Raw genomic sequence first — 18,140 nt, forward strand, 5'->3', positions numbered from 1 at the left:
GGCGGCGCGCCGACGCGCGCCGGCCGGCCAGCCGTCACGCGCGGTCGTCGCGCGCCGCGCCGCTGCGTTGCTGCGCGCGCACTTGCGCCAGGAAATACAGTGCGACGGCTGCCGCCGCGAAGCCCGACGCCGCGCCGACGCCGAGCGCCCAGCGCGGGCCGAGGTGATTCGCGACCCAGCCGGCGACCGGCGCACCGATCGGCGTGCCGCCGAACGCGACGGCCAGCCGCAGCGCCATCACGCGCCCACGCATCGCGGGCTCGGTCGACAACTGCATCAGCGCGTTCGTCGAGTTCGTGAAGGTCATCGCGGCGATCCCGGTCAGCACGAGCGCGGCCGCGAACAGCCAGTAGCCGGGCGCGAGCGCCGCCAGCGTGCAGCCGACGCCGAACAGCGCGGTGCCCGCCCACAAGTGCTGGAACCGCGGCCGGTCGCGGCGCGCGGCCAGCAGCGCGCCGGAAATCGTGCCGACCGCCATCATCGACGACAGAATCCCGTACCCGCGCGCATCGACGTGAAACACGCCGGCCGCCATCGTCGAGATGAACAGCGGGAAATTGAGGCCGAACGTGCCGATCAGGAACAGCATCACGAGCGTCGCCTTCAGGTCCGCGCGCGCCCATACGTAGCGAAAGCCTTCGAGCAGGCTGCCGCGCGAATGCACGGCGCGCGCGCTCTCGCGCAGTTCGCCGGTACGCAGCAGCGACAGCGACGCGAGCACCGCGACGAAGCTGATCCCGTTCGTCAGGAACGCGCAGCCGGTGCCGACCCACGCGATGATGAAGCCCGCCGCGGCCGGCCCGATCATGCGCGCCGCATTGAACGACGTCGAATTCAGCGCGACCGCGTTCGCAAGCTCGCGGTCGCCGACCAGTTCGGCGACGAAGGTCTGCCGCACCGGCGCATCGAACGCCGACGCGCAGCCGAACAGGAACGCGAACAGATAGACGTGCCACAGCCGCACGACGCCCGTCACGGTCAGCACGCCGAGTGCCAGCGCAAGCGCGCCCATCAGCGCCTGCGTCGTCATCAGCAGCCGGCGCTGGTTGAAGCGATCGGCCGCGTAGCCCGTCCACGGCAGCATCAGCAATTGCGGCCCGAACTGCAGCGACATCACGATCCCGACCGCGGACGCATCGTGATGCGTCAGCTGCGTGAGCACGAGCCAGTCCTGTGCCGTGCGCTGAATCCACGTGCCGACGTTCGACACCAGCGCGCCGGCCGCCCATACGCGGTAGTTGAAACTGCGCAGCGACCGGAACACGCCCGTCGACGGCACGCTCATGACCGCTCCTGCCGCCCGCGGCAACGCGGCCTGCAGCGGCCGATCGTCGATGTTTCCTGGTGCCCGATCCGTTCGTTCATCGTTGCCTCCCGCGGCACGCGCCGGCGCCGCTCATCGGCGCCCGGACTCGCCGAACTCGGCGAGCCGCTGCAGCAGCCTCACGGCCAATGCGAGCTCGGCGCGTTCCTGCCCGGACAGCTGCGCCTGCAGCGCGCGCAACAGCCAGTCGTCCTTGGCTGCGCGGTTCGCCTGCAGCGTCCGGCGAAACGCCGGCGTCAGCGCAATCAGCGTCTGCCGGCCGTCGGCCGGATCGGGTGCGCCGCTGACCGCGCCGATCGCTTCGAGCGCGGCGACCGTTACGCGCATCGACTGCGGCCGCACGCTCTCCGCGCGCGCGAGCGCCGACACCGTCGCGGGGCCGTCGCGGTCGAGCCGCAGCAGCACCGATTTCTGCGACGAAGTCAGGTCGTTCGCGTGGGTCTGTTCCCGCATCCGCCGCATCAGCTTGCCGACCGAGATGCGGAGTTCGCCGGCGAGCGCGGCCGGATCGGGCGTGTCGGGAGGGAGGGCGCGTGGGTTCATTGGCGTACGCTAGCACACCGGCAGTGAAACTGTACAGTCTATCTGTATATATCCGCGCGCCGGCCGCAGGCACGCGGCGATCCTCGGCCCGCGCATCGCGCTCTGCGATAATGCCGGCTCTTCGTTCCCATGCCGTCCCGCACCATGACGCAGCCTCGCGCCCCGCTCCCGACCGACCTTCCGCCAATCTCGTGCCTGCCCGACGACGCGCTGCCGTGGCTGCCGATGAGCGACGCGCTGCCCGGCCTCGCGATCAAGTATCTGCATATCGATGCGGCGCAGGACACGCTGACCGCGCTGCTGAAGATGCCGGCCGGCCGCACGCTGCCGCGCCACCGTCATGACGGCCAGGTGTTCGTCTATACGCTGCACGGCGCATGGCGCTACCGCGAATACGACTGGGTCGCGCAGGCGGGCTCGACGGTGCTCGAGCCGGCCGGGTCCGTGCATACGCCCGAAACGCTCGGCGCGCCGGGCGACGACGTGATCACGTTCAACGTGATGCGCGGCGATCTGGTGCTGCTCGACGACGACGGCCGCGAAACGGCGCGCGAGAATTGCCGCGTCGCGCTGCTGCGCCAGCGCCGGCATGCGCGCAGCGCGCCTGACGCCGCGGCGCCGTTCGTCACGAAATAGTCATGCGATAGTCGCTAGTCGCGCGATGGTGCGCGGCGCACGCTATGCGGCGCCCTCTCCGTCCGCCGCCAGGCCGGCGCGCGCGTCGCGACGCACGGCCTGCGGCGGCACGCCGAAGCCGCGCACGAATGCGTCGCGCAGATGCCGACGGTCGCGAAAGCCATTCTCCTTCGCGATCACGTCGAGCGAATGCCGGCTGCGTTCGATCATCAGCCGCGCGGCCTCGAGCCGCAGCCGCTCGATCGCCCTGGCCGGCGACTGGCCGGTTTCGAGCGTGAACACGCGGCTGAACTGACGCGGGCTCAGATGGACGGCGTCGGCCAGTTCCTCGACGGTCAACGCGCGCTTCAGGTTCTGCCGCGCATAGTTGAGCGCATTCTGGATGCGGTCCGATTTCGGCGCGAGCGCCAGCAGTTCCGAATGCTGCGACTGGCCGCCCGCACGCCGCTGCTGCATCACGAGCTTGTGCGCGGTCGAGCGCGCGGCTTCGGCGCCGAGATCCTTTTCGACCATCGCGAGCGCGAGATCGAGCCCGGCCGTCATGCCGGCCGACGTCCACACCGGGCCGTCGACGATGAAGATGCGGTCGTCCTCGACGCGTACGTCCGGAAAGCGCTCGCGCAATGCGCGCCCGTACGCCCAGTGCGTGGTCGCGCGGCGCTGCGCGAGCAGCCCGGCCTCCGCGAGCACGAACGCGCCCGTGCAGATGCCGGCAATCCGTCTCGCGCGCGCATTCGGGCGGCGCAGAAACGCGACGACGCCGTCCGGCGGCGGCGACGCGAGCGGATCGTTGACGCCGGCGACGACCCACGTATCGATGCGCAGCCGTTGACTCAACGGCCGCGTCGCGATCGCGAGCCCGAGCGACGAGCGCACGTCGCCGCCATCGACCGAGTAGAGGTCCACCGCATAGAACGGCTCGCCGATGCCGAGATTCGCGTACTCGAACACCGACTGCGCGGCGAGCGCCATGATCTGAAACCCGTCGCTGACCAGAAAGCCGATCCGATGCATGCCCGTTGCTCCCGCGCCGTGCGCCGCGCGTCGCGTGCGCGGCGGACCGTCCGTCGGCGCGATGTCCTGAATCATACCCATCTACGTCATTTGTGTCGCATGCGTTCGACGCCAGAATGCCTGCACCCCATCCTTACTCGAACGGAGCGACATCATGAGTCAAGTTCATCGCGGTACCGCCGTCGTCACCGGCGCATCGTCCGGCATCGGCGCGATCTATGCGGACCGGCTCGCGCGCCGCGGCTACGATCTGATCCTCGTCGCGCGCAGCCGCACGCGCCTCGACGCGGTCGCGCAGCGGATCACGAGCGACACGCGACGCAGCGTCGAAGTGATCGAGGCCGACCTGAACGACCGCGCCGCGCTCGCCGCCGTCGAAGCGAAGCTGAAGCAGGACGCGAGCATCACGCTGCTCGTCAACAATGCGGGCATCGGCACGCATACGCCGCTGCTCGAGAGCGATGTCGACGCGATGACGCGAATGATCGACCTGAACGTCACCGCGCTCACGCGCCTCACGTACGCGGCAGTGCCGGGCTTCGTCGCGCGCGGGCATGGCGCGGTGATCAATATCGCGTCGATCGTCGCGCTGTCGCCGGAAACGCTGAACGGCGTGTACGGCGGCAGCAAGGCGTTCGTGCTCGCGTTCACGCAGTCGCTGCATCACGAACTCGCGGACAAGGGCGTGCAGGTGCAGGCCGTGCTGCCCGGCGCGACCGCGACCGATTTCTGGCAGACCGGCGGCCTGCCGATCGAACATCTGCCGAAGTCGATCGTGATGTCTGCGTCCGACATGGTCGATGCCGCGCTGGTCGGCTTCGAGCGGCGCGAACTCGTGACGATTCCGTCACTGCACGCGGGCGAGGCATGGGACGCTTACGACGCGGCGCGCCGTGCGATGGCGCCGCACCTGTCGTCCGACACACCGGCGCCGCGCTACGCCGCCGCGCGCTGACGTCGCCCGCCGCCGCGCATCGGCGTCAAACGGCCGCCGAGCCGCGCGCGTCCGCGCTGCCATGCGGCACGGCGCGCACGCCGATCAGCATCGCCACGGCGCAGGCGGCGAGCAATGCGGCGATCATCAGCATCGCCGGATCCATGCTGCCCGTCTTCGTGCGGATCACACCGACGATCCACGGCGTGATCATCCCGCTCGACACGCCGATGCTGCTGATCAGCGCGATCGCGCCCGCCGCGCCGGCGCCCGAGAAGTACGCGGACGGCACGGCCCAGAACACCGGATGCGCGGCGAAGATCAGCATCGCGGCAATCGACAGCAGCGCCATCATCGCGACGAGGTTCGGCAGATGCAGCGTCAGCAGCGCGAGCGCGGCCGCGCCGCCGAGCGCGCATGCGGCGAAATGCCGGCGCCGCTCGCGCCGCCGGTCCGAGCGTCGCGCGATCGCGATCAGGCCGGCCGCGCCGATCGCGTTCGGCACGATCGACAGGAGGCTGATCTGCACGACGTCGCGGATGCCGAATTCGCGGATCATCAGCGGCATCCAGAACAGCAGCATCAGCAGCGCGGTCGTCAGCGAGAAGTAGATGAACGCGAACAGATACGTGCGCGGCTCCGCGAGCACCTGCCGCAGCGAGCGCGCGCCGCCGGCCGGCGCGGCCGCGCGGTCGGCGGCGAGATCGGCGGCGAGCCGCTGCCGGTCGTCGTCGGACAGCCAGCGCGCATGTTCGGGCCGGTCGCACAGCCAGAACCACGCGATCACGCCGAGCACGACCGCGGGCGCGCCTTCGATCGCGAACATCCATTGCCAGCCGTGCAAGCCGAGCACACCCGACATCCCGCGCATGATCCAGCCGGACAGCAGCCCGCCGATCATGCCGGCCACGGCGACGCCCGCATAGAACACCGACAGCACCGACGCGCGTCGCCGCGCCGGATACCAGTACGTCAGATAGAACACGACGCCGGGAAAGAAGCCGGCCTCGAACACGCCGAGCAGGAAACGCAATACATAGAAGTGCTTCGCGCTGTCGACCGCGATCATCGCGACCGATACGCTGCCCCACAGAAACATGATGCGCGCGAACGTGCGCCGCGCGCCGAAGCGGCGCAGCAGCGCGTTGCTCGGCACTTCGAACAACACGTAGCCGACGAAGAACAGCACCGCGCCGAGGCTGTACATCGCATCGGTCAGCCCGAGATCCTCGCGCATCTGCAGCTGCGCGAAGCCGATGTTGCTGCGATCGAGGATCGACACGATGTAGCAGACGAACAGGAACGGCACGATACGCGCGCCGATGCGGCGGTACAGCGCATCGTCGGCGGCGGCGCCGGGCGCGACGGTGCGCGCGGCGTCCGCTTGAAGGGGCGATGACATCGTGTGTCTCCTCGACGAACGGATGAACGAATGAACGGACGGACGGGCGCAAACGCGAAGCGCCGGCCGCGGCCGCCCGTCGAGCCGCGGCCGGCGGTGGCTCACGCGTGCGGCGCCGGCTCGTCCTTCACGCCGAGCATCAGCGCGGCGCCGCTGAGCGCGAGCAGCGCGGCGAGCAGGTAGACGGCGAGATCCATGCTGCCCGTGCGCGTGCGGATCAGTCCGATCACCCACGGGCTGACGATGCCGCTCGTGATCCCGATGCTGCTGATCAGCGCGATGCCGGCCGCGGCCGCGTGGCCGGACAGATAGCGCGTCGGCACGGCCCAGAAGATCGGCAGCGCGGCGAAGATCAACGTCGCCGCGATCGACAGGCACGCGAGCATCGCGACGAAGCTGGGCAGATGCAGCGTCAGCGCGGCGAGCGCGAGGCCGCCGCCGATCGTGCAGACCGCGAAGTGCCGCCGCCGCTCGCCGGTGCGATCGGAGCGGCGCGCGATCAGGATCAGCCCGACCGCGCCGACCGCATTCGGCACGGCGGTGTACAGGCTCACCGCGACGACGTCGGTCACGCCGAAGTCGCGAATCATCAGCGGCATCCAGAAGTTCAGCGTCAGCGATGCGCAGGTCAGCGAGAAATAGATGAACGCGAACAGATACACGCGCGGGTTCGCGAGCGCGGCCGCGACGCTGCGCGCGCTGTGCCCGTGCGATGCGGCGCCGTGCGCGCTGCCGTCCGCGCACAGCGCGGCGACGCGCGCCTTTTCCTCGGCACTGAGCCACGCCGCGTCCTGCGGCCGATCGACGAGACAGGCGAACGCGACGAACGCGAGCAGGATCGCCGGTGCACCCTCGATCGCGAACATCCACTGCCAGCCGTGCAGCCCGAGCACACCGCTCATGTCGCGCATGATCCAGCCGGACACGAGGCCGCCGAGCACGCCGGCGACCGCGACGCCCGCGAAGAACACCGAGATCGCGGCCGCGCGGCGGTTCGCGGGAAACCAGTAGGTCAGGTACAGCACGATGCCGGGAAAGAACCCCGCTTCGAACACGCCGAGCAAAAAGCGCAGCACGTAGAAATGCGACGGCTGCGACACGAACATCATCCCCGTCGACGCGATGCCCCACAGCAGCATGATCCGCGTGAACGTACGGCGCGCGCCGAAGCGCGCGAGCAGCATGTTGCTCGGCACCTCGCAGCAGACGTAGCCGATGTAGAACACGGCCGCGCCGAGGCCGTACATCGCATCGCTGAAGCCGAGGTCGTGCTTCATCTGCAGCTGCGCGAATCCGATGTTGATGCGGTCGAGGAACGAGACGACGTAGCAGAGGAACAGGAACGGCACGATCCGCGATGCGATCTTGCGGAACAGCTGCGCGTCGGCGGACGCGGAAGCCGGCGCGCTCGCGTGCGCGAGCGTCGCTTCGGCGGGAAGCGATCGGGACATTGTCTCTCTCCAAACTCTTCGAACGGACTGCGCGTTTCACGCGCGCAGCGCTCTCCCGAGGGCGTTCGTGCGCCCTGCTTTCTATGAGAGCGGGTCAGGCCGTGCGGACCGCCGCGCTGCGCGGCGGCCGGACGACATCGCGGCAAGGCGGCGGCGCGGCGCGCCGCCGGAGGCCGCTCAGTCCTGCAGCGCGGCCCACATTTCCTTGTCGCGCTCCGCGGTCCAGATGCGCGGATGCGTGATGCCGCTCGCTTCGTCGAATGCGCGCGACACGTCGAACGGCAGGCAGTGCTCGTAAATGAACACGTGCCCGAACTTCGGATCCATCGCTTCGCGCGTGAGCGCCATCGCGGCCTTCAGATCGAGCTTGCGCTCGACCGCCTTGCGGCCCTGCGCGAGCAGCGTGGTCACGAAGTCCTTCGTGTAGTCGAGGCCCTGGTTCACTTCCGCCGGATTCAGCAGCGCGGGGCCGCGGCCCGGCACGAGCTTCTCGGCGCCGAGCGCGCGCAGCGCTTCGAGCGTGGCCGGCCACTGCTCGAGCTGCGCGTCGCCGCAGTAGCACGCGGCGTCGTATTCGACGAGGTCGCCCGAGAACAGCACCTTCTGCGACGGCAGCCAGACGATCGTGTCGCCCTTCGTATGGCCCGAGCCGACGTGCATGATCTTCACCTCGAGCTTGCCGAGGAACAGCGTAATCTCGCGCTCGAACACGAGCGTCGGCCAGGTCAGCCCCGGCACCGTTTCGACGCCCGCGAACAGGCGCGGAAAGCGCTCGATCTCCGACTTCATGTCGGCCTCGCCGCGCTCGACGATCATCTCGTACGTGCCGCGGCTCGCGATCACGTGCTGCGCGCCTTCCGCGAAGTACGCGGACGCGCCGAGCACGCGCACGGCGTGGTAGTGCGACAGCACGACGTGCTTGATCGGCTTGTCGGTCTCGCTGCGGATCTTCGCGATCAGATCCTGCGCCATCGCGGGCGTCGCGGTCGTATCGACGATCAGCACGCTGTCGTCGCCGATGATCACGCCCGAGTTCGGGTCGCCTTCGGCGGTGTACGCGTACGCGTTCTCGGACAGCTGCGTCCAGGTGATCTTCTTCTCTTCCAGATCGGCTTGGGAGGCGAATGCTTTGGCCATGTTGCGTTCCGTGGCTGCGAGCCATGTGTTGAGGGGAATGCGCCGATCATCGTCTTGCAACGATTATTTGTCAATGACAAAGTCGCTTGCTATTGTCTAATACGGGTAAACCTGTGGACCAACGCTGTAAATGGCGTCGGATACCATGCGGGGTTTCGTCTACGGAAGATCAACGCGTGCAGAACCACGAAGTCAGCGCCGACGACGCGCCGAAGGCGCAGCGCGGCATCCAGAGCGTCGAGGTCGGCGGCCGGCTGCTCGATGCGCTCGCGCGCCGGCGCAAGCCGCTCGGCCTGTCGGAGCTCGCGGCCGCGGCCGATCTGTCGACCGCGCAGGCGCATACGTATCTGGTCAGTCTGACGCGGCTCGCGCTCGTGAAGCGCGACGCGATTACCGGCAACTACGAGCCGGGCCCGCTCTCGCTGCGGCTCGGGCTCATGTCGATCGAGCGTCAGCCCGCGTATCGCGCGACGCTGCCGCATGCGGCACGGCTCGCGGAAACGGTCGGGCTCAGCGTCGCGCTGTCGGTGCCGGGCGCGCTCGGCCCGACGATCGTGCGCATCGAGCACGGCGGCTATCCGCTGCATGTGAACCTGCATGTCGGGTCGGTGATGTCGCTCGACACGACGGCGACGGGCCGCGTGTTCCGCGCGTTCGGCGATCCCGCGCAACTCGCGGCGATGGCGGCCAGCCAGGCCGGCGCCGGCGATGCGCTCGCCGGTTTCGAGCGCACGCCGCAGCCGACGCCGGACGCCGGCGCGCGGCAGGCCGAACTCGACGCGATCCGTGCGCGCGGCATCGAGCGCAGTGTCGATTTGCCGAGCCCGGGCGTCAGTGCGATGTGCGTGCCCGTGTTCGATGCGGACGGACGCCTGCAGCTCGCGCTGACCGTCATCGGTTCGTCGGAATCGATCGACGTCGGCTGGGACGGCCCGGTCGCGGCCGCGTTGCGCGACGCGGCGCGGCAGGCCACCGCGTCGCTGGGCGCCGCGCAGGACATCGCGCCGCCGGCCGCCGCGGCGAGCGTCGCGCGCGTGCCGCCCGCGCTCGCCGACGATGCGAGGGCGCAGCGCGGGATCAACGCGCTCGACAGCACGGGCGAACTGCTGCTCGCGCTCGTGTCGGCAGGCCGCGCGCTGCCGCTGCGCGATCTCGCGGCCGCCGCCGCAATGCCGGCGGCGAAGGCGTTCCCGCATCTGGTCAGCCTGCAGAAGATCGGCCTGCTGAGCCGCGACGAGGCCGGCTGCTTCGACGGCGGCCCGCTTGCGCAGGCGCTCGGCCTGATCGCGATGCAGCGCGTATCGCCGACGCGCGACGCGGAAGCCGAAATCGTCGCGCTCGCGGCGGCAACCGACCTGAGCGTCGCGGCGGCGACGCTCGGGCCGCTCGGCCCGACCGTGATCCGGCTCGAGGAATCGGCGCGGCCGCAGCATGTGAGCCTGCAGGTCGGCACCGTGATGTCGCTGGTCCATACGGCGATCGGCCGCAGCTTCGCGGCCGGCATGTCGGACGACGTGCTCGACGGCCTGCTCGCGAACGAGCCGGTACGGCTGGCCGGCCGCGCGACGCCACCCGACGCGGCCTTCCGCGAGCGGCTTGCGGCGATTCGCTCGGCCGGCGTCGACTTCGCGTTCGATGCGCCGGTGCCCGGCATCGCGACGGTCGCCGCGCCGGTATTCGATCACACGGGCAGCATCCGGCTCGTGATCGCGATCATCGGGTCGTCGCACGGCTTCCCGCGCGGGCCTGACAGCGCGCTCGCGCAGACGCTGCTGGCCGCGACGCGGCGGCTGTCCTGGCGCTTCGGCTGGATCGGCGCGTAAGGCCGCGGCGCTTCTTCTATCTCTTTCGATCGTCGTACACCGTCCCGTGCGGGCAGCGCGCCCGCCGCGGCGCGGCGGCGTGCCCGCACGGCGCGGCGCGAGCCGCGCGACGTGCGTTCATGTTGCAAAGCAGCAACGCATTTTGTCAGAAATTCTCATATAACGAAATCGCATTTCACAAAGCGGTGGGCTTCCTCTATCATTAGGGTATTCCCTAACTCACCACCTCAATGAGGCTTCGTGATGCAAACGACTAACGTCTCCGACCGTTCCACCGAATCGACTGGCTGGCTGTCGCGTCTGGGCGCGCTGCTTGCCGAAGCTTGGGCCCTGCACCTCGAAAACTGCGAAGTCATCGCCCAAGCGCACGCGCGCCTGCCGCGCTGAGCGGCCACGGCCCGGCCGGCGGCCCGCTCGCCGGCCTTTTCGCGTTCGCCGCGCCGTCGCGCGCGGCTACGCTCAAACCTGGATCGACGGCACGTCCTTCATGCAGCGCAGCGCGAACATCGAGCGGCTGTGCCGGATGCTCGATATCCGGTAGAGCTTTTCGCGCAGGAACCGCTCGTAGCCGGCGGTGCCGTCCACCGCGACCTTGATCCAGTAGTCGTATTCGCCCGACACCAGATACGCCTCGAGCACCTCCGGCAGCGCCGCGAGCTCGGCGCCGAAGCGCGCGAGCGCGTCGTCCTCGTGCCGGTCGAGCGTGACCTCCAGAATCACGATGTCCGCGTAGCCGAGCATCCGCTGGTTCACGAGCGCGACATAACCGTCGATATAGCCGTCGAGTTCGAGTTGCCGCGTGCGGTTCCAGCATGCGGTCGTCGACATGCCGATCTGTTCCGCGAGTTCCGCATTCGAGAGCCGCGCGTTCTTCTGCAGCGCGCTCAGGATCTTGCGGTCCTGACTGTCGAGCGTTTTCGGCGAGCGTTCGCGTGTAGCCATGATCAAAAGAATCTTCTACTGAAAATCCCGATTCTATCCGAACGACGTTCCGGTTTCGGTCTCGTTTTGCTGGAAAACAGGAAGCCTTTTAACCTGCGCGGCTGATACATTTTCTCCATGCCTGTTGCCCGGCACGTTCCCCGCGACAACCCTTTCGCGCGGAACGCGCGGCCGCGATCACGAGTTGCGGCGCCGGTCACGCAGGCATGCGAATGCCCGCCGCGCGCCCGTCCATCCGATCGGGCGCGCGGCGCCCGTCCCGTTCCTGCGCTTCCTGTCATGTCGTTCCAGCTTTACCTGTCGTTCGTCGCTGCTTCCGTCGTTCTCGTCTACGCCCCCGGCCCCGTCAACCTGCTCACGATGAACCAGGCGCTGCGCGCGGGCTGGCGTCGCGCGCTGCCGTGCGTCTGGGGCGGCACGCTCGCCGTGCTGCTGCAACTGGCGCTCACCGCGCTGTGCCTGAACTCGCTCGTCCATCTCGACGAGCGCGCGCTCGCCGTGCTGCGCTGGGCCGGCGCCGCCTATCTCGTCTGGCTCGGCGCGAAGCAATGGCTGAGCCGCACGCCGGCGAACGCGTCCGCCGCCAATGCGACCGCCGCAGCCGACGCCGCGCCGTCCGACACCGACCGCGCGCTGTTCTGGCGCGGCGTCGCGACGTCCGGACTCAATCCGAAGACGCTGCTGTTCTTCCCGTCGTTCTTTCCGCAATTCATCCACCCCGACGCCGGCTGGAGCCTCAACGCCCAGTACCTGCTGCTCGCGACGACGTTCGCGCTGCTGTTCGCGGGCGGCGTCGCGTCGATGGCGCTGTTCTCGCACCGGCTCAGCCGCACCTTGCAGCGGCCCGCGCGGATGCGCGCGATGAACCGCGTGACGGGCGGCCTGCTCGTCGGCATGGGCGCGATCATGGTCGGCTGGAACTGAGCGCGCGCGACCGCGCGTCGCCGTCCGAAGGCACGGTCCGCGCCGCCGGCAGCGCGCCCGGTACAATCGCGCGATGCCCGAACTGCTCACCTACGGCGGCCAGTTCGCCGTATCGATGCTCGCCGCGACGCTGTTCCCGCTGCAATCCGAAGCCGTCCTCGCCGGCCTGCTGCTCGCCGGGCGCGAACCCGTGTGGGCGCTCGTCCTCGTCGCGAGCCTCGGCAACGTCGCGGGCTCGACGCTGAACTGGGCGCTCGGTCGCGGCATCGAACGGTTCCGCGAGCGCCGCTGGTTTCCCGTCAAGGCGTCGGCGCTCGCGCGCGCCGAACGCTGGTATGCGCGCTACGGCCGCTGGTCGCTGCTGCTCAGCTGGGCGCCGGTGATCGGCGACCCGCTGACGATGATCGCCGGCGTACTGCGCGAGCCGCTGCCGAGCTTCCTCGCGATCGTGACGATCGCGAAGGTCGGGCGGTATCTCGCGATCGCGTGGCTCGTGCTGCACTGAGCGCAGCCGGCCGTCCCTCCGCCCGCCGATCCTCCTTGCATCCGCGCACGCGCGCGGGCCCCCGCTAAAGAATCCGCCGAACTTGCCGTTGAAACGGCGACGAGCGGTGACGCGTGCGTTCCGCCCCTCTCCCTCCCCACTCAGGATGCCGTATGAGAACAATTCAATTGGGCCGGGTGAGCGTCGGCACTCGCCTTGCCACGCTGGCGTGCGTGCTGGTCGCGCTGCTGTTCACCGTTTTCGCATGGGCGCTCGCCCACTTCGCGGGCCGGCAGCTCGCCGAAGAAGCGCACGCACGCATCGCCGACAAGGAGCAGTCGATCCGCGCGATGGTCGGGCTGTTCGACAATGCGCTGTCGGCCGAAGCGACGCGTGCGATGTCGCTGTTCGAAAGTTTCCTGCCGCCCGATTTCGCGCTCGATCCGACGCACACCGTCGACATCGGCGGCGTGGCCGCGCCGACCTTGTCCGCAGGCGGCCAGGTGCTCGACCTCGACTACACGATTCCGGATGCGTTCCTGAAGAAAAGCGGCGCGATCGCGACGATCTTCGCGCGCGACGGCGACGACTTCGTGCGCGTGACGACGTCGCTGAAAAAGCAGGACGGCACGCGCGCGATCGGCACGCGGCTCGACCGCGCCGGCCCCGCGTATGCACCGCTCGTCGCCGGGCGCACCTACACGGGCCTCGCGAACCTGTTCGGCCGCCCGTACATCACGCAGTACAAGCCTGTGACCGACGCGACGGGCCGCGTGATCGGCGCGCTGTTCGTCGGCATCGACGTCGGCGCCGAGCTGCAGCTCGTCCGCGACGGCATCCGCGCGCTGAAGATCGGCAACAACGGCTACTACTTCGTGCTCGACGCGTCGCGCGGCGCATCGCGCGGCACATTCGTCGTTCACCCCGACGCGGCCGGCCAGCGCGCCGACGACGCCCGCGCGCCGTACACGCAGATGCTCGCGGCCGGCGAAGGCCGTCTCGCGTACACGTCGACCGATCCCGCCGCGCACGACGCGGGGCCGACCGACAAATTCGTGTCGTTTACGACGATTCCGCAGTGGCAGTGGCTCGTCGGCGGCGTCGCGCTCGACGACGAACTGCTCGCCGACATGCGCGCGACGCGCAACCGCTTCCTGCTGATCGGCGCGGTGCTCGTCGTCGCGTTCGCCGTGCTGTTCGCGTTCGTCGTGCGCCGCGTCGTGAGCCGGCCGCTCGATGCGGCGGCACGCGCGTCGGAGCGCTACGCGGCCGGCGACCTCAGCGTGCGGATCCGCGACGGCGCCGCGCGCGACGCCATCGGCCACGACGAAATCGGCCGGCTCGTACAGGCGGTCGACGGGATCGGCGACGGGCTCGCGCAGATCGTCGCGCAAGTGCGCAGCGGTTCGGCCGACATCGCGCGCGGCACGGTCGGCATCGCGGCCGGCAGCGGCGACATCGCCGCGCGGATCGCGACGCAGGCAAGCAGCGTCGAACAGACGGCCGCCAGCATGGAGCAGATCACGGCCGCCGTGCAGCAGAATGCCGAGCATGCGGCGCAGGCGAACACGCTCGTCGCGGACGCCGCGGTCGCCGCGACGAGCGGCGACGAGGCCGTGCAGCGCGTGGTCGCGACGATGGACGAGATCGGCCGCACGACGCGCCGGATCGCCGAAATCACGAGCGCGATCGAAGGCATCGCGTTCCAGACCAACATCCTCGCGCTGAACGCGGCCGTCGAAGCGGCACGCGCGGGCGAGCACGGCAAGGGCTTTGCGGTCGTCGCGGCCGAGGTGCGTGCGCTCGCGCAGCGCAGCGCGGCGGCCGTCAAGGAAATCGACGCGCTGAGCGCCGAATCGTCGACGACCGTCGAACACGGCTACCGGATCGCGGAAGCCGCACGCGGCACGATGCGCGACATCGTGGCGCGCGTCGATCAGGTGCGCACGCTGATCGGCGAGATCAGCGCCGCGTCGCGCGAGCAGTCGACGGGCATCGAGCAGGTCAACGTCGCGGTCGCGCAGATCGGCGAAGCGACGCAGCAGAATGCGACGCTGATCTCCGATGCGGAGCGCGCGGCCGTCGCGCTGCGCGACCAGGCCGCGCAGCTGTCCGATGCGGTCAGCGTGTTCCGGCTCGCGCAGGACGCGTGAGCGGCACCGCACGGCCGCGCGCCTATTGCCTATTTCTTGTCGCCGGCCAGATCGATCGCGCCGGCCGAACCGACCGCATGGCGCAGCTGAAACTTCTGGATCTTGCCGGTCGAGGTCTTCGGCAGTTCGCCGAACCGCACGGCCTTCGGCACCTTGAAGCCGGCGAGCAGCTGACGGCAGTGCGCGACGATCTCCTCCTCCGTCGCGCTCGCGCCGTCGCGCAGCTCGACGAACGCGCACGGCACCTCGCCCCACTTCGGGTCCGGCATCGCGACGACCGCCGCGACCGCGACGGCCGGATGCCGGTACAGCGCGTCCTCGACCTCGATGCTCGAGATGTTCTCGCCGCCCGAGATGATGATGTCCTTGCGGCGATCCTTGATGCGGATATAGCCGTCCGGCGTCAGCACGCCGAGATCGCCGGTATGGAACCAGCCGCCGTGGAACGCCTCGTCGGTCGCCTTCTCGTTCTTCAGGTAGCCCTTCATGCAGATGTTGCCGCGGAACATGATTTCGCCGAGCGTCTCGCCGTCGGCCGGCACCGGCGCCATCGTGTCGGGATCGAGCACCGTCGCGCCCGCTTCGAGGTGATAGCGCACGCCCTGCCGCGCGTTCAGCCGCGCGCGCTCGTCGTCGGACAGCGCGTCCCAGTGCGCCTGCTTCGCGCACACGGTGGCCGGGCCGTACACCTCGGTCAGTCCGTACACATGCAGCAGATCGAAGCCGATCTCCTTCATCTTCGCGATCACGGCGGGCGCGGGCGCTGCGCCGGCGACCATCGCGTGCACGGTATGGTCGATGCCCTCGCGCAGCTCGGCCGGCGCGTTGGCGATCGCGCTCTGCACGATCGGCGCGCCGCAGTAATGCGTGACGCGCTCGCGGCGAATCAGGTCGAACACCGTCTTCGCGTCGAACTTGCGCAGGCAGACGTTCACGCCCGCGCGCGCGGCGACCGCCCACGGAAAGCACCAGCCGTTGCAGTGGAACATCGGCAGCGTCCACAGATACACCGCGTGCTTCGGCATGTCCCATTCGAGGATGTTGCTGATCGCCGCGAGATACGCGCCGCGGTGGTGATAGACGACGCCCTTCGGATCGCCGGTCGTGCCCGACGTGTAGTTCAGCGCGATCGCTTCCCACTCGTCGGCCGGCGGATGCCATGCGTAGTCGGGGTCGCCGCTCGCGACGAACGCCTCGTAGTCGATCGCGCCCGCGAAGCGCGCCGGGTCGGCCGGCATCGCATCCGCGACGCTGACGAGCTTCAGCCCCGGCAATTCCTGCGCGGCGCGCTGGGCGATGTCCGCATATTCGGTATCGACGATCAGCACCTTCGCTTCGCCGTGACGCAGCATGAACAGCACCGACGCGGCGTCGAGCCGCGTGTTGATCGTATTGAGCACCGCGCCCGCCATCGGCACGCCGAAGTGCGCTTCGACCATCGCCGGAATGTTCGGCAGCAGCGCGGCGACCGTCTCGCCGCGCCCGACGCCCGCCGCCGCGAGCGCGCTCGCGAGGCGCCGTGCGCGGGCGTAGGTTTCGGCCCAGGTGCGCCGCACGTCGCCGTGCACGATCGCGACGCGATCGCCATAGACTTCGGCCGAGCGCACCAGAAAATCGATCGGCGTCAGCGGTACGTAGTTCGCCTCGCGGCGGCCGAGCCCGGCCTCGAACATCTGCGTCATGATCCTGTCTCCCGTGTCGATCCGAACGGCCTGCCCCCCGGATCGTTTTGATGTGGTTCAATTGCCGACAGCCTAACGGGCGCTATTGTGAGCCGTCTGTCATCGAAACGACAGAGTGCCGACCGGGCGCCTCGCGTTATCCCTATCCTCGCAAACCCGCATTCATGCACGACGCATCCGACGCCTGCCTCCGCACCGCGGATCTCCCCACGGAAACGGGCCCGCTGCCGCCGCTGTCGGCGCTGTTCGGCGCCTGCGCATGGTTTCGTGCGCTGGCGCCCGCCGATCAGGCGCGCGTGCTCGCGCAGTCGCGCGCCGAGCGTCACGACGCGGGCAGCGTGATCGCGCAGCGGCTCGCGCCGTCCGAATACTGGATCGGCGTGCACCGCGGGCTGCTGAAGCTCGCGATCTTCAACGCGTCCGGCCGCGGCTGCACGTTTTCCGGCGTGCCGTCCGGCGGCTGGTTCGGCGAAGGCAGCGTGATCAAGCGCGAGCCGCGCAAGTACGAAGTCGTCGCGATCCAGCGCTCGACCGTGCTGTTCGTGCCGGCCGACACGTTCCACGCGCTGCTCGACAGCAGCCTGCCGTTTACGCGCTTCGTGATTCATCAGCTGAACAACCGGATGGGCGAATTCATCGCGTCGATCCAGAACAGCCGGCTGCTCGACGTCGACGCGCGCGTCGCGCAAGCGCTCGCGCAGCTGTTCAACCCCGATCTGTATCCCGACACCGGCCGCTCGCTCGCGATCTCGCAGGAGGAGCTCGGGATGCTCGTCGGCGTGTCGCGGCAGCGGATCAACCAGGCGCTGCAGCAGCTCGAACGGCGCGGCGTGCTGCGGCTCGCGTACAACCAGATCGACGTCGTCGATCCGGCCGCGCTCGCGCGCGTCGGGCTCGAACAGATCTGACCGTGCACGCGATCGACGCCGGCCGGCGCATCGCGCGCGAAACTGACGGATCCGCCAGTTTCGCGCCAGCAAACCGTCGCGCGTGCGCCCCTATCATTCGGGTTCCCGTCACCGCCGCCTGACCGCCGCCTGCCCGCCCCCCTCCATGTGGATCGTCAATCTCGCGCTCAGGCGCCCGTACACGTTCATCGTGATGGCCATCATGATCGTGCTGGCCACGCCGCTTGCGCTGATGCGCACGCCCGTCGACGTGCTGCCGTCGATCAACATTCCGGTGGTCAGCGTGATCTGGTCGTACAACGGCTTCTCCGCGAAGGAGATGAGCGACCGCATCACGTCCGTGCATGAACGCTCGCTGACGACGACCGTCAACAACATCCAGCACATCGAGTCGACGTCGCTGCCGGGCATCGCCGTCGTCAAGGTGTTCCTGCAGCCCGGCGCCAACGTGCAGACCGCGATCGCGCAGACGGTCGCCTCGGCGCAGGCGATCGTGCGGCAGATGCCGCAGGGCGCGACGCCGCCGCTCGTGATCACGTATTCCGCGTCGAGCATTCCGGTAATCCAGCTCGGGCTGTCGAGCAAGACGCTCAGCGAGCAGTCGCTCGGCGACATCGCGCTGAACTTCCTGCGCCCGCAGCTGATCACGATTCCGGGCGCGCAGATTCCGTTTCCGTACGGCGGCCGCACGCGCGTCGTCGCGATCGACATCGATCCGCAGGCGCTGCGCGCGAAGGGCCTCACGCCGGCCGACGTCGTCAATGCCGTGAACGCGCAGAACCT

At 69.4% G+C, this 18,140-nt stretch carries 17 protein-coding genes; 9 read left to right on the forward strand and 8 right to left on the reverse strand.

Annotation, left to right across the window (positions count from 1 at the left end):
- Positions 1–34: 34 nt before the first annotated feature.
- Both ACSHSS_RS03640 and ACSHSS_RS03645 read right to left on the reverse strand, forming a co-directional pair.
- Positions 35–1,285: an MFS transporter gene (locus tag ACSHSS_RS03640; protein WP_445544593.1), complete on the reverse strand. Its 1,251-nt coding sequence runs from the start codon at positions 1,283–1,285 to the stop codon at positions 35–37.
- Between the two features lie 111 nt (positions 1,286–1,396).
- A complete protein-coding gene (locus ACSHSS_RS03645; protein WP_105841897.1) occupies positions 1,397–1,867 on the reverse strand; it encodes a MarR family winged helix-turn-helix transcriptional regulator in 471 nt (156 codons plus the stop codon).
- A 144-nt stretch (positions 1,868–2,011) separates the two neighbouring features.
- On the opposite strand from ACSHSS_RS03645, the gene ACSHSS_RS03650 reads away from it, so the two are divergent.
- Positions 2,012–2,503 (forward strand): 2,4'-dihydroxyacetophenone dioxygenase family protein, encoded by a 492-nt coding sequence (locus ACSHSS_RS03650; protein WP_006397144.1) that lies wholly within the window; start codon positions 2,012–2,014, stop codon positions 2,501–2,503.
- A gap of 42 nt (positions 2,504–2,545) precedes the next feature.
- On the opposite strand, the gene ACSHSS_RS03655 is transcribed toward ACSHSS_RS03650, so the two are convergent.
- Entirely contained in the window at positions 2,546–3,517 is a 972-nt protein-coding gene (locus ACSHSS_RS03655) for a GlxA family transcriptional regulator (protein ID WP_445544604.1), read from the reverse strand.
- 154 nt (positions 3,518–3,671) lie between these two features.
- Here ACSHSS_RS03655 and ACSHSS_RS03660 point away from each other — a divergent pair, with 154 nt between their 5' ends.
- On the forward strand, positions 3,672–4,472 hold the full coding sequence (locus ACSHSS_RS03660; RefSeq protein ID WP_445544594.1) for an SDR family NAD(P)-dependent oxidoreductase: 801 nt from the start codon (positions 3,672–3,674) through the stop codon (positions 4,470–4,472).
- 25 nt (positions 4,473–4,497) lie between these two features.
- On the opposite strand, the gene ACSHSS_RS03665 is transcribed toward ACSHSS_RS03660, so the two are convergent.
- The 3 genes from ACSHSS_RS03665 to ACSHSS_RS03675 form a co-directional block, all read right to left on the reverse strand.
- Positions 4,498–5,853, reverse strand: coding sequence for an MFS transporter (locus ACSHSS_RS03665; RefSeq protein ID WP_445544595.1), 1,356 nt, complete (start codon positions 5,851–5,853; stop codon positions 4,498–4,500).
- Between the two features lie 101 nt (positions 5,854–5,954).
- A complete protein-coding gene (locus ACSHSS_RS03670) occupies positions 5,955–7,304 on the reverse strand; it encodes an MFS transporter (protein WP_445544596.1) in 1,350 nt (449 codons plus the stop codon).
- 177 nt (positions 7,305–7,481) lie between these two features.
- A complete protein-coding gene (locus ACSHSS_RS03675) occupies positions 7,482–8,441 on the reverse strand; it encodes an MBL fold metallo-hydrolase (protein ID WP_445544597.1) in 960 nt (319 codons plus the stop codon).
- Between the two features lie 176 nt (positions 8,442–8,617).
- Between ACSHSS_RS03675 and ACSHSS_RS03680 the strand changes: the two genes are divergently transcribed.
- Together ACSHSS_RS03680 and ACSHSS_RS03685 are read left to right on the forward strand one after the other, a co-directional pair.
- A complete protein-coding gene (locus ACSHSS_RS03680) occupies positions 8,618–10,264 on the forward strand; it encodes an IclR family transcriptional regulator (protein ID WP_445544598.1) in 1,647 nt (548 codons plus the stop codon).
- Between the two features lie 243 nt (positions 10,265–10,507).
- A complete protein-coding gene (locus tag ACSHSS_RS03685; RefSeq protein ID WP_162097061.1) occupies positions 10,508–10,651 on the forward strand; it encodes a hypothetical protein in 144 nt (47 codons plus the stop codon).
- 72 nt (positions 10,652–10,723) lie between these two features.
- Here the strand turns inward: ACSHSS_RS03685 and ACSHSS_RS03690 are convergent, their stop codons facing one another.
- On the reverse strand, positions 10,724–11,206 hold the full coding sequence (locus ACSHSS_RS03690; protein WP_012217040.1) for an Lrp/AsnC family transcriptional regulator: 483 nt from the start codon (positions 11,204–11,206) through the stop codon (positions 10,724–10,726).
- A 279-nt stretch (positions 11,207–11,485) separates the two neighbouring features.
- On the opposite strand from ACSHSS_RS03690, the gene ACSHSS_RS03695 reads away from it, so the two are divergent.
- The 3 genes from ACSHSS_RS03695 (at position 11,486) to ACSHSS_RS03705 (ending at position 14,767) form a co-directional block, all read left to right on the forward strand.
- Positions 11,486–12,130, forward strand: coding sequence for a LysE family translocator (locus ACSHSS_RS03695; RefSeq protein ID WP_445544599.1), 645 nt, complete (start codon positions 11,486–11,488; stop codon positions 12,128–12,130).
- A gap of 73 nt (positions 12,131–12,203) precedes the next feature.
- On the forward strand, positions 12,204–12,635 hold the full coding sequence (locus ACSHSS_RS03700) for a YqaA family protein (RefSeq protein WP_445544600.1): 432 nt from the start codon (positions 12,204–12,206) through the stop codon (positions 12,633–12,635).
- A 152-nt stretch (positions 12,636–12,787) separates the two neighbouring features.
- A complete protein-coding gene (locus ACSHSS_RS03705) occupies positions 12,788–14,767 on the forward strand; it encodes a methyl-accepting chemotaxis protein (RefSeq protein WP_060042016.1) in 1,980 nt (659 codons plus the stop codon).
- Between the two features lie 29 nt (positions 14,768–14,796).
- Here ACSHSS_RS03705 and ACSHSS_RS03710 read toward each other — a convergent pair whose 3' ends face one another.
- A complete protein-coding gene (locus ACSHSS_RS03710; RefSeq protein ID WP_043278860.1) occupies positions 14,797–16,449 on the reverse strand; it encodes an acyl-CoA synthetase in 1,653 nt (550 codons plus the stop codon).
- A 164-nt stretch (positions 16,450–16,613) separates the two neighbouring features.
- On the opposite strand from ACSHSS_RS03710, the gene ACSHSS_RS03715 reads away from it, so the two are divergent.
- Complete coding sequence (locus tag ACSHSS_RS03715) at positions 16,614–17,357, forward strand: Crp/Fnr family transcriptional regulator (protein ID WP_006397156.1); 744 nt, start codon at positions 16,614–16,616, stop codon at positions 17,355–17,357.
- 145 nt (positions 17,358–17,502) lie between these two features.
- A partial coding sequence (locus tag ACSHSS_RS03720; protein WP_445544601.1) for an efflux RND transporter permease subunit occupies positions 17,503–18,140 on the forward strand: 638 nt, incomplete at its 3' end.

The sequence above is a fragment of the Burkholderia sp. BC1 genome (assembly GCF_052683555.1).

What these genes read in the sequence shown, in the direction of transcription:
- ACSHSS_RS03645 (WP_105841897.1), bottom strand. Translation starts at nt 1,867, where the DNA reads ATGAACCCACGCGCCCTCCCTCCCGACACGCCCGATCCGGCCGCGCTC.
- ACSHSS_RS03655 (WP_445544604.1), bottom strand. Translation starts at nt 3,517, where the DNA reads ATGCATCGGATCGGCTTTCTGGTCAGCGACGGGTTTCAGATCATGGCG.
- ACSHSS_RS03685 (WP_162097061.1), top strand. Translation starts at nt 10,508, where the DNA reads ATGCAAACGACTAACGTCTCCGACCGTTCCACCGAATCGACTGGCTGG.
- ACSHSS_RS03700 (WP_445544600.1), top strand. Translation starts at nt 12,204, where the DNA reads ATGCCCGAACTGCTCACCTACGGCGGCCAGTTCGCCGTATCGATGCTC.
- ACSHSS_RS03705 (WP_060042016.1), top strand. Translation starts at nt 12,788, where the DNA reads ATGAGAACAATTCAATTGGGCCGGGTGAGCGTCGGCACTCGCCTTGCC.
- ACSHSS_RS03675 (WP_445544597.1), bottom strand. Translation starts at nt 8,441, where the DNA reads ATGGCCAAAGCATTCGCCTCCCAAGCCGATCTGGAAGAGAAGAAGATC.
- ACSHSS_RS03690 (WP_012217040.1), bottom strand. Translation starts at nt 11,206, where the DNA reads ATGGCTACACGCGAACGCTCGCCGAAAACGCTCGACAGTCAGGACCGC.
- ACSHSS_RS03670 (WP_445544596.1), bottom strand. Translation starts at nt 7,304, where the DNA reads ATGTCCCGATCGCTTCCCGCCGAAGCGACGCTCGCGCACGCGAGCGCG.
- ACSHSS_RS03695 (WP_445544599.1), top strand. Translation starts at nt 11,486, where the DNA reads ATGTCGTTCCAGCTTTACCTGTCGTTCGTCGCTGCTTCCGTCGTTCTC.
- ACSHSS_RS03640 (WP_445544593.1), bottom strand. Translation starts at nt 1,285, where the DNA reads ATGAGCGTGCCGTCGACGGGCGTGTTCCGGTCGCTGCGCAGTTTCAAC.
- ACSHSS_RS03710 (WP_043278860.1), bottom strand. Translation starts at nt 16,449, where the DNA reads ATGACGCAGATGTTCGAGGCCGGGCTCGGCCGCCGCGAGGCGAACTAC.
- ACSHSS_RS03665 (WP_445544595.1), bottom strand. Translation starts at nt 5,853, where the DNA reads ATGTCATCGCCCCTTCAAGCGGACGCCGCGCGCACCGTCGCGCCCGGC.
- ACSHSS_RS03715 (WP_006397156.1), top strand. Translation starts at nt 16,614, where the DNA reads ATGCACGACGCATCCGACGCCTGCCTCCGCACCGCGGATCTCCCCACG.
- ACSHSS_RS03660 (WP_445544594.1), top strand. Translation starts at nt 3,672, where the DNA reads ATGAGTCAAGTTCATCGCGGTACCGCCGTCGTCACCGGCGCATCGTCC.
- ACSHSS_RS03650 (WP_006397144.1), top strand. Translation starts at nt 2,012, where the DNA reads ATGACGCAGCCTCGCGCCCCGCTCCCGACCGACCTTCCGCCAATCTCG.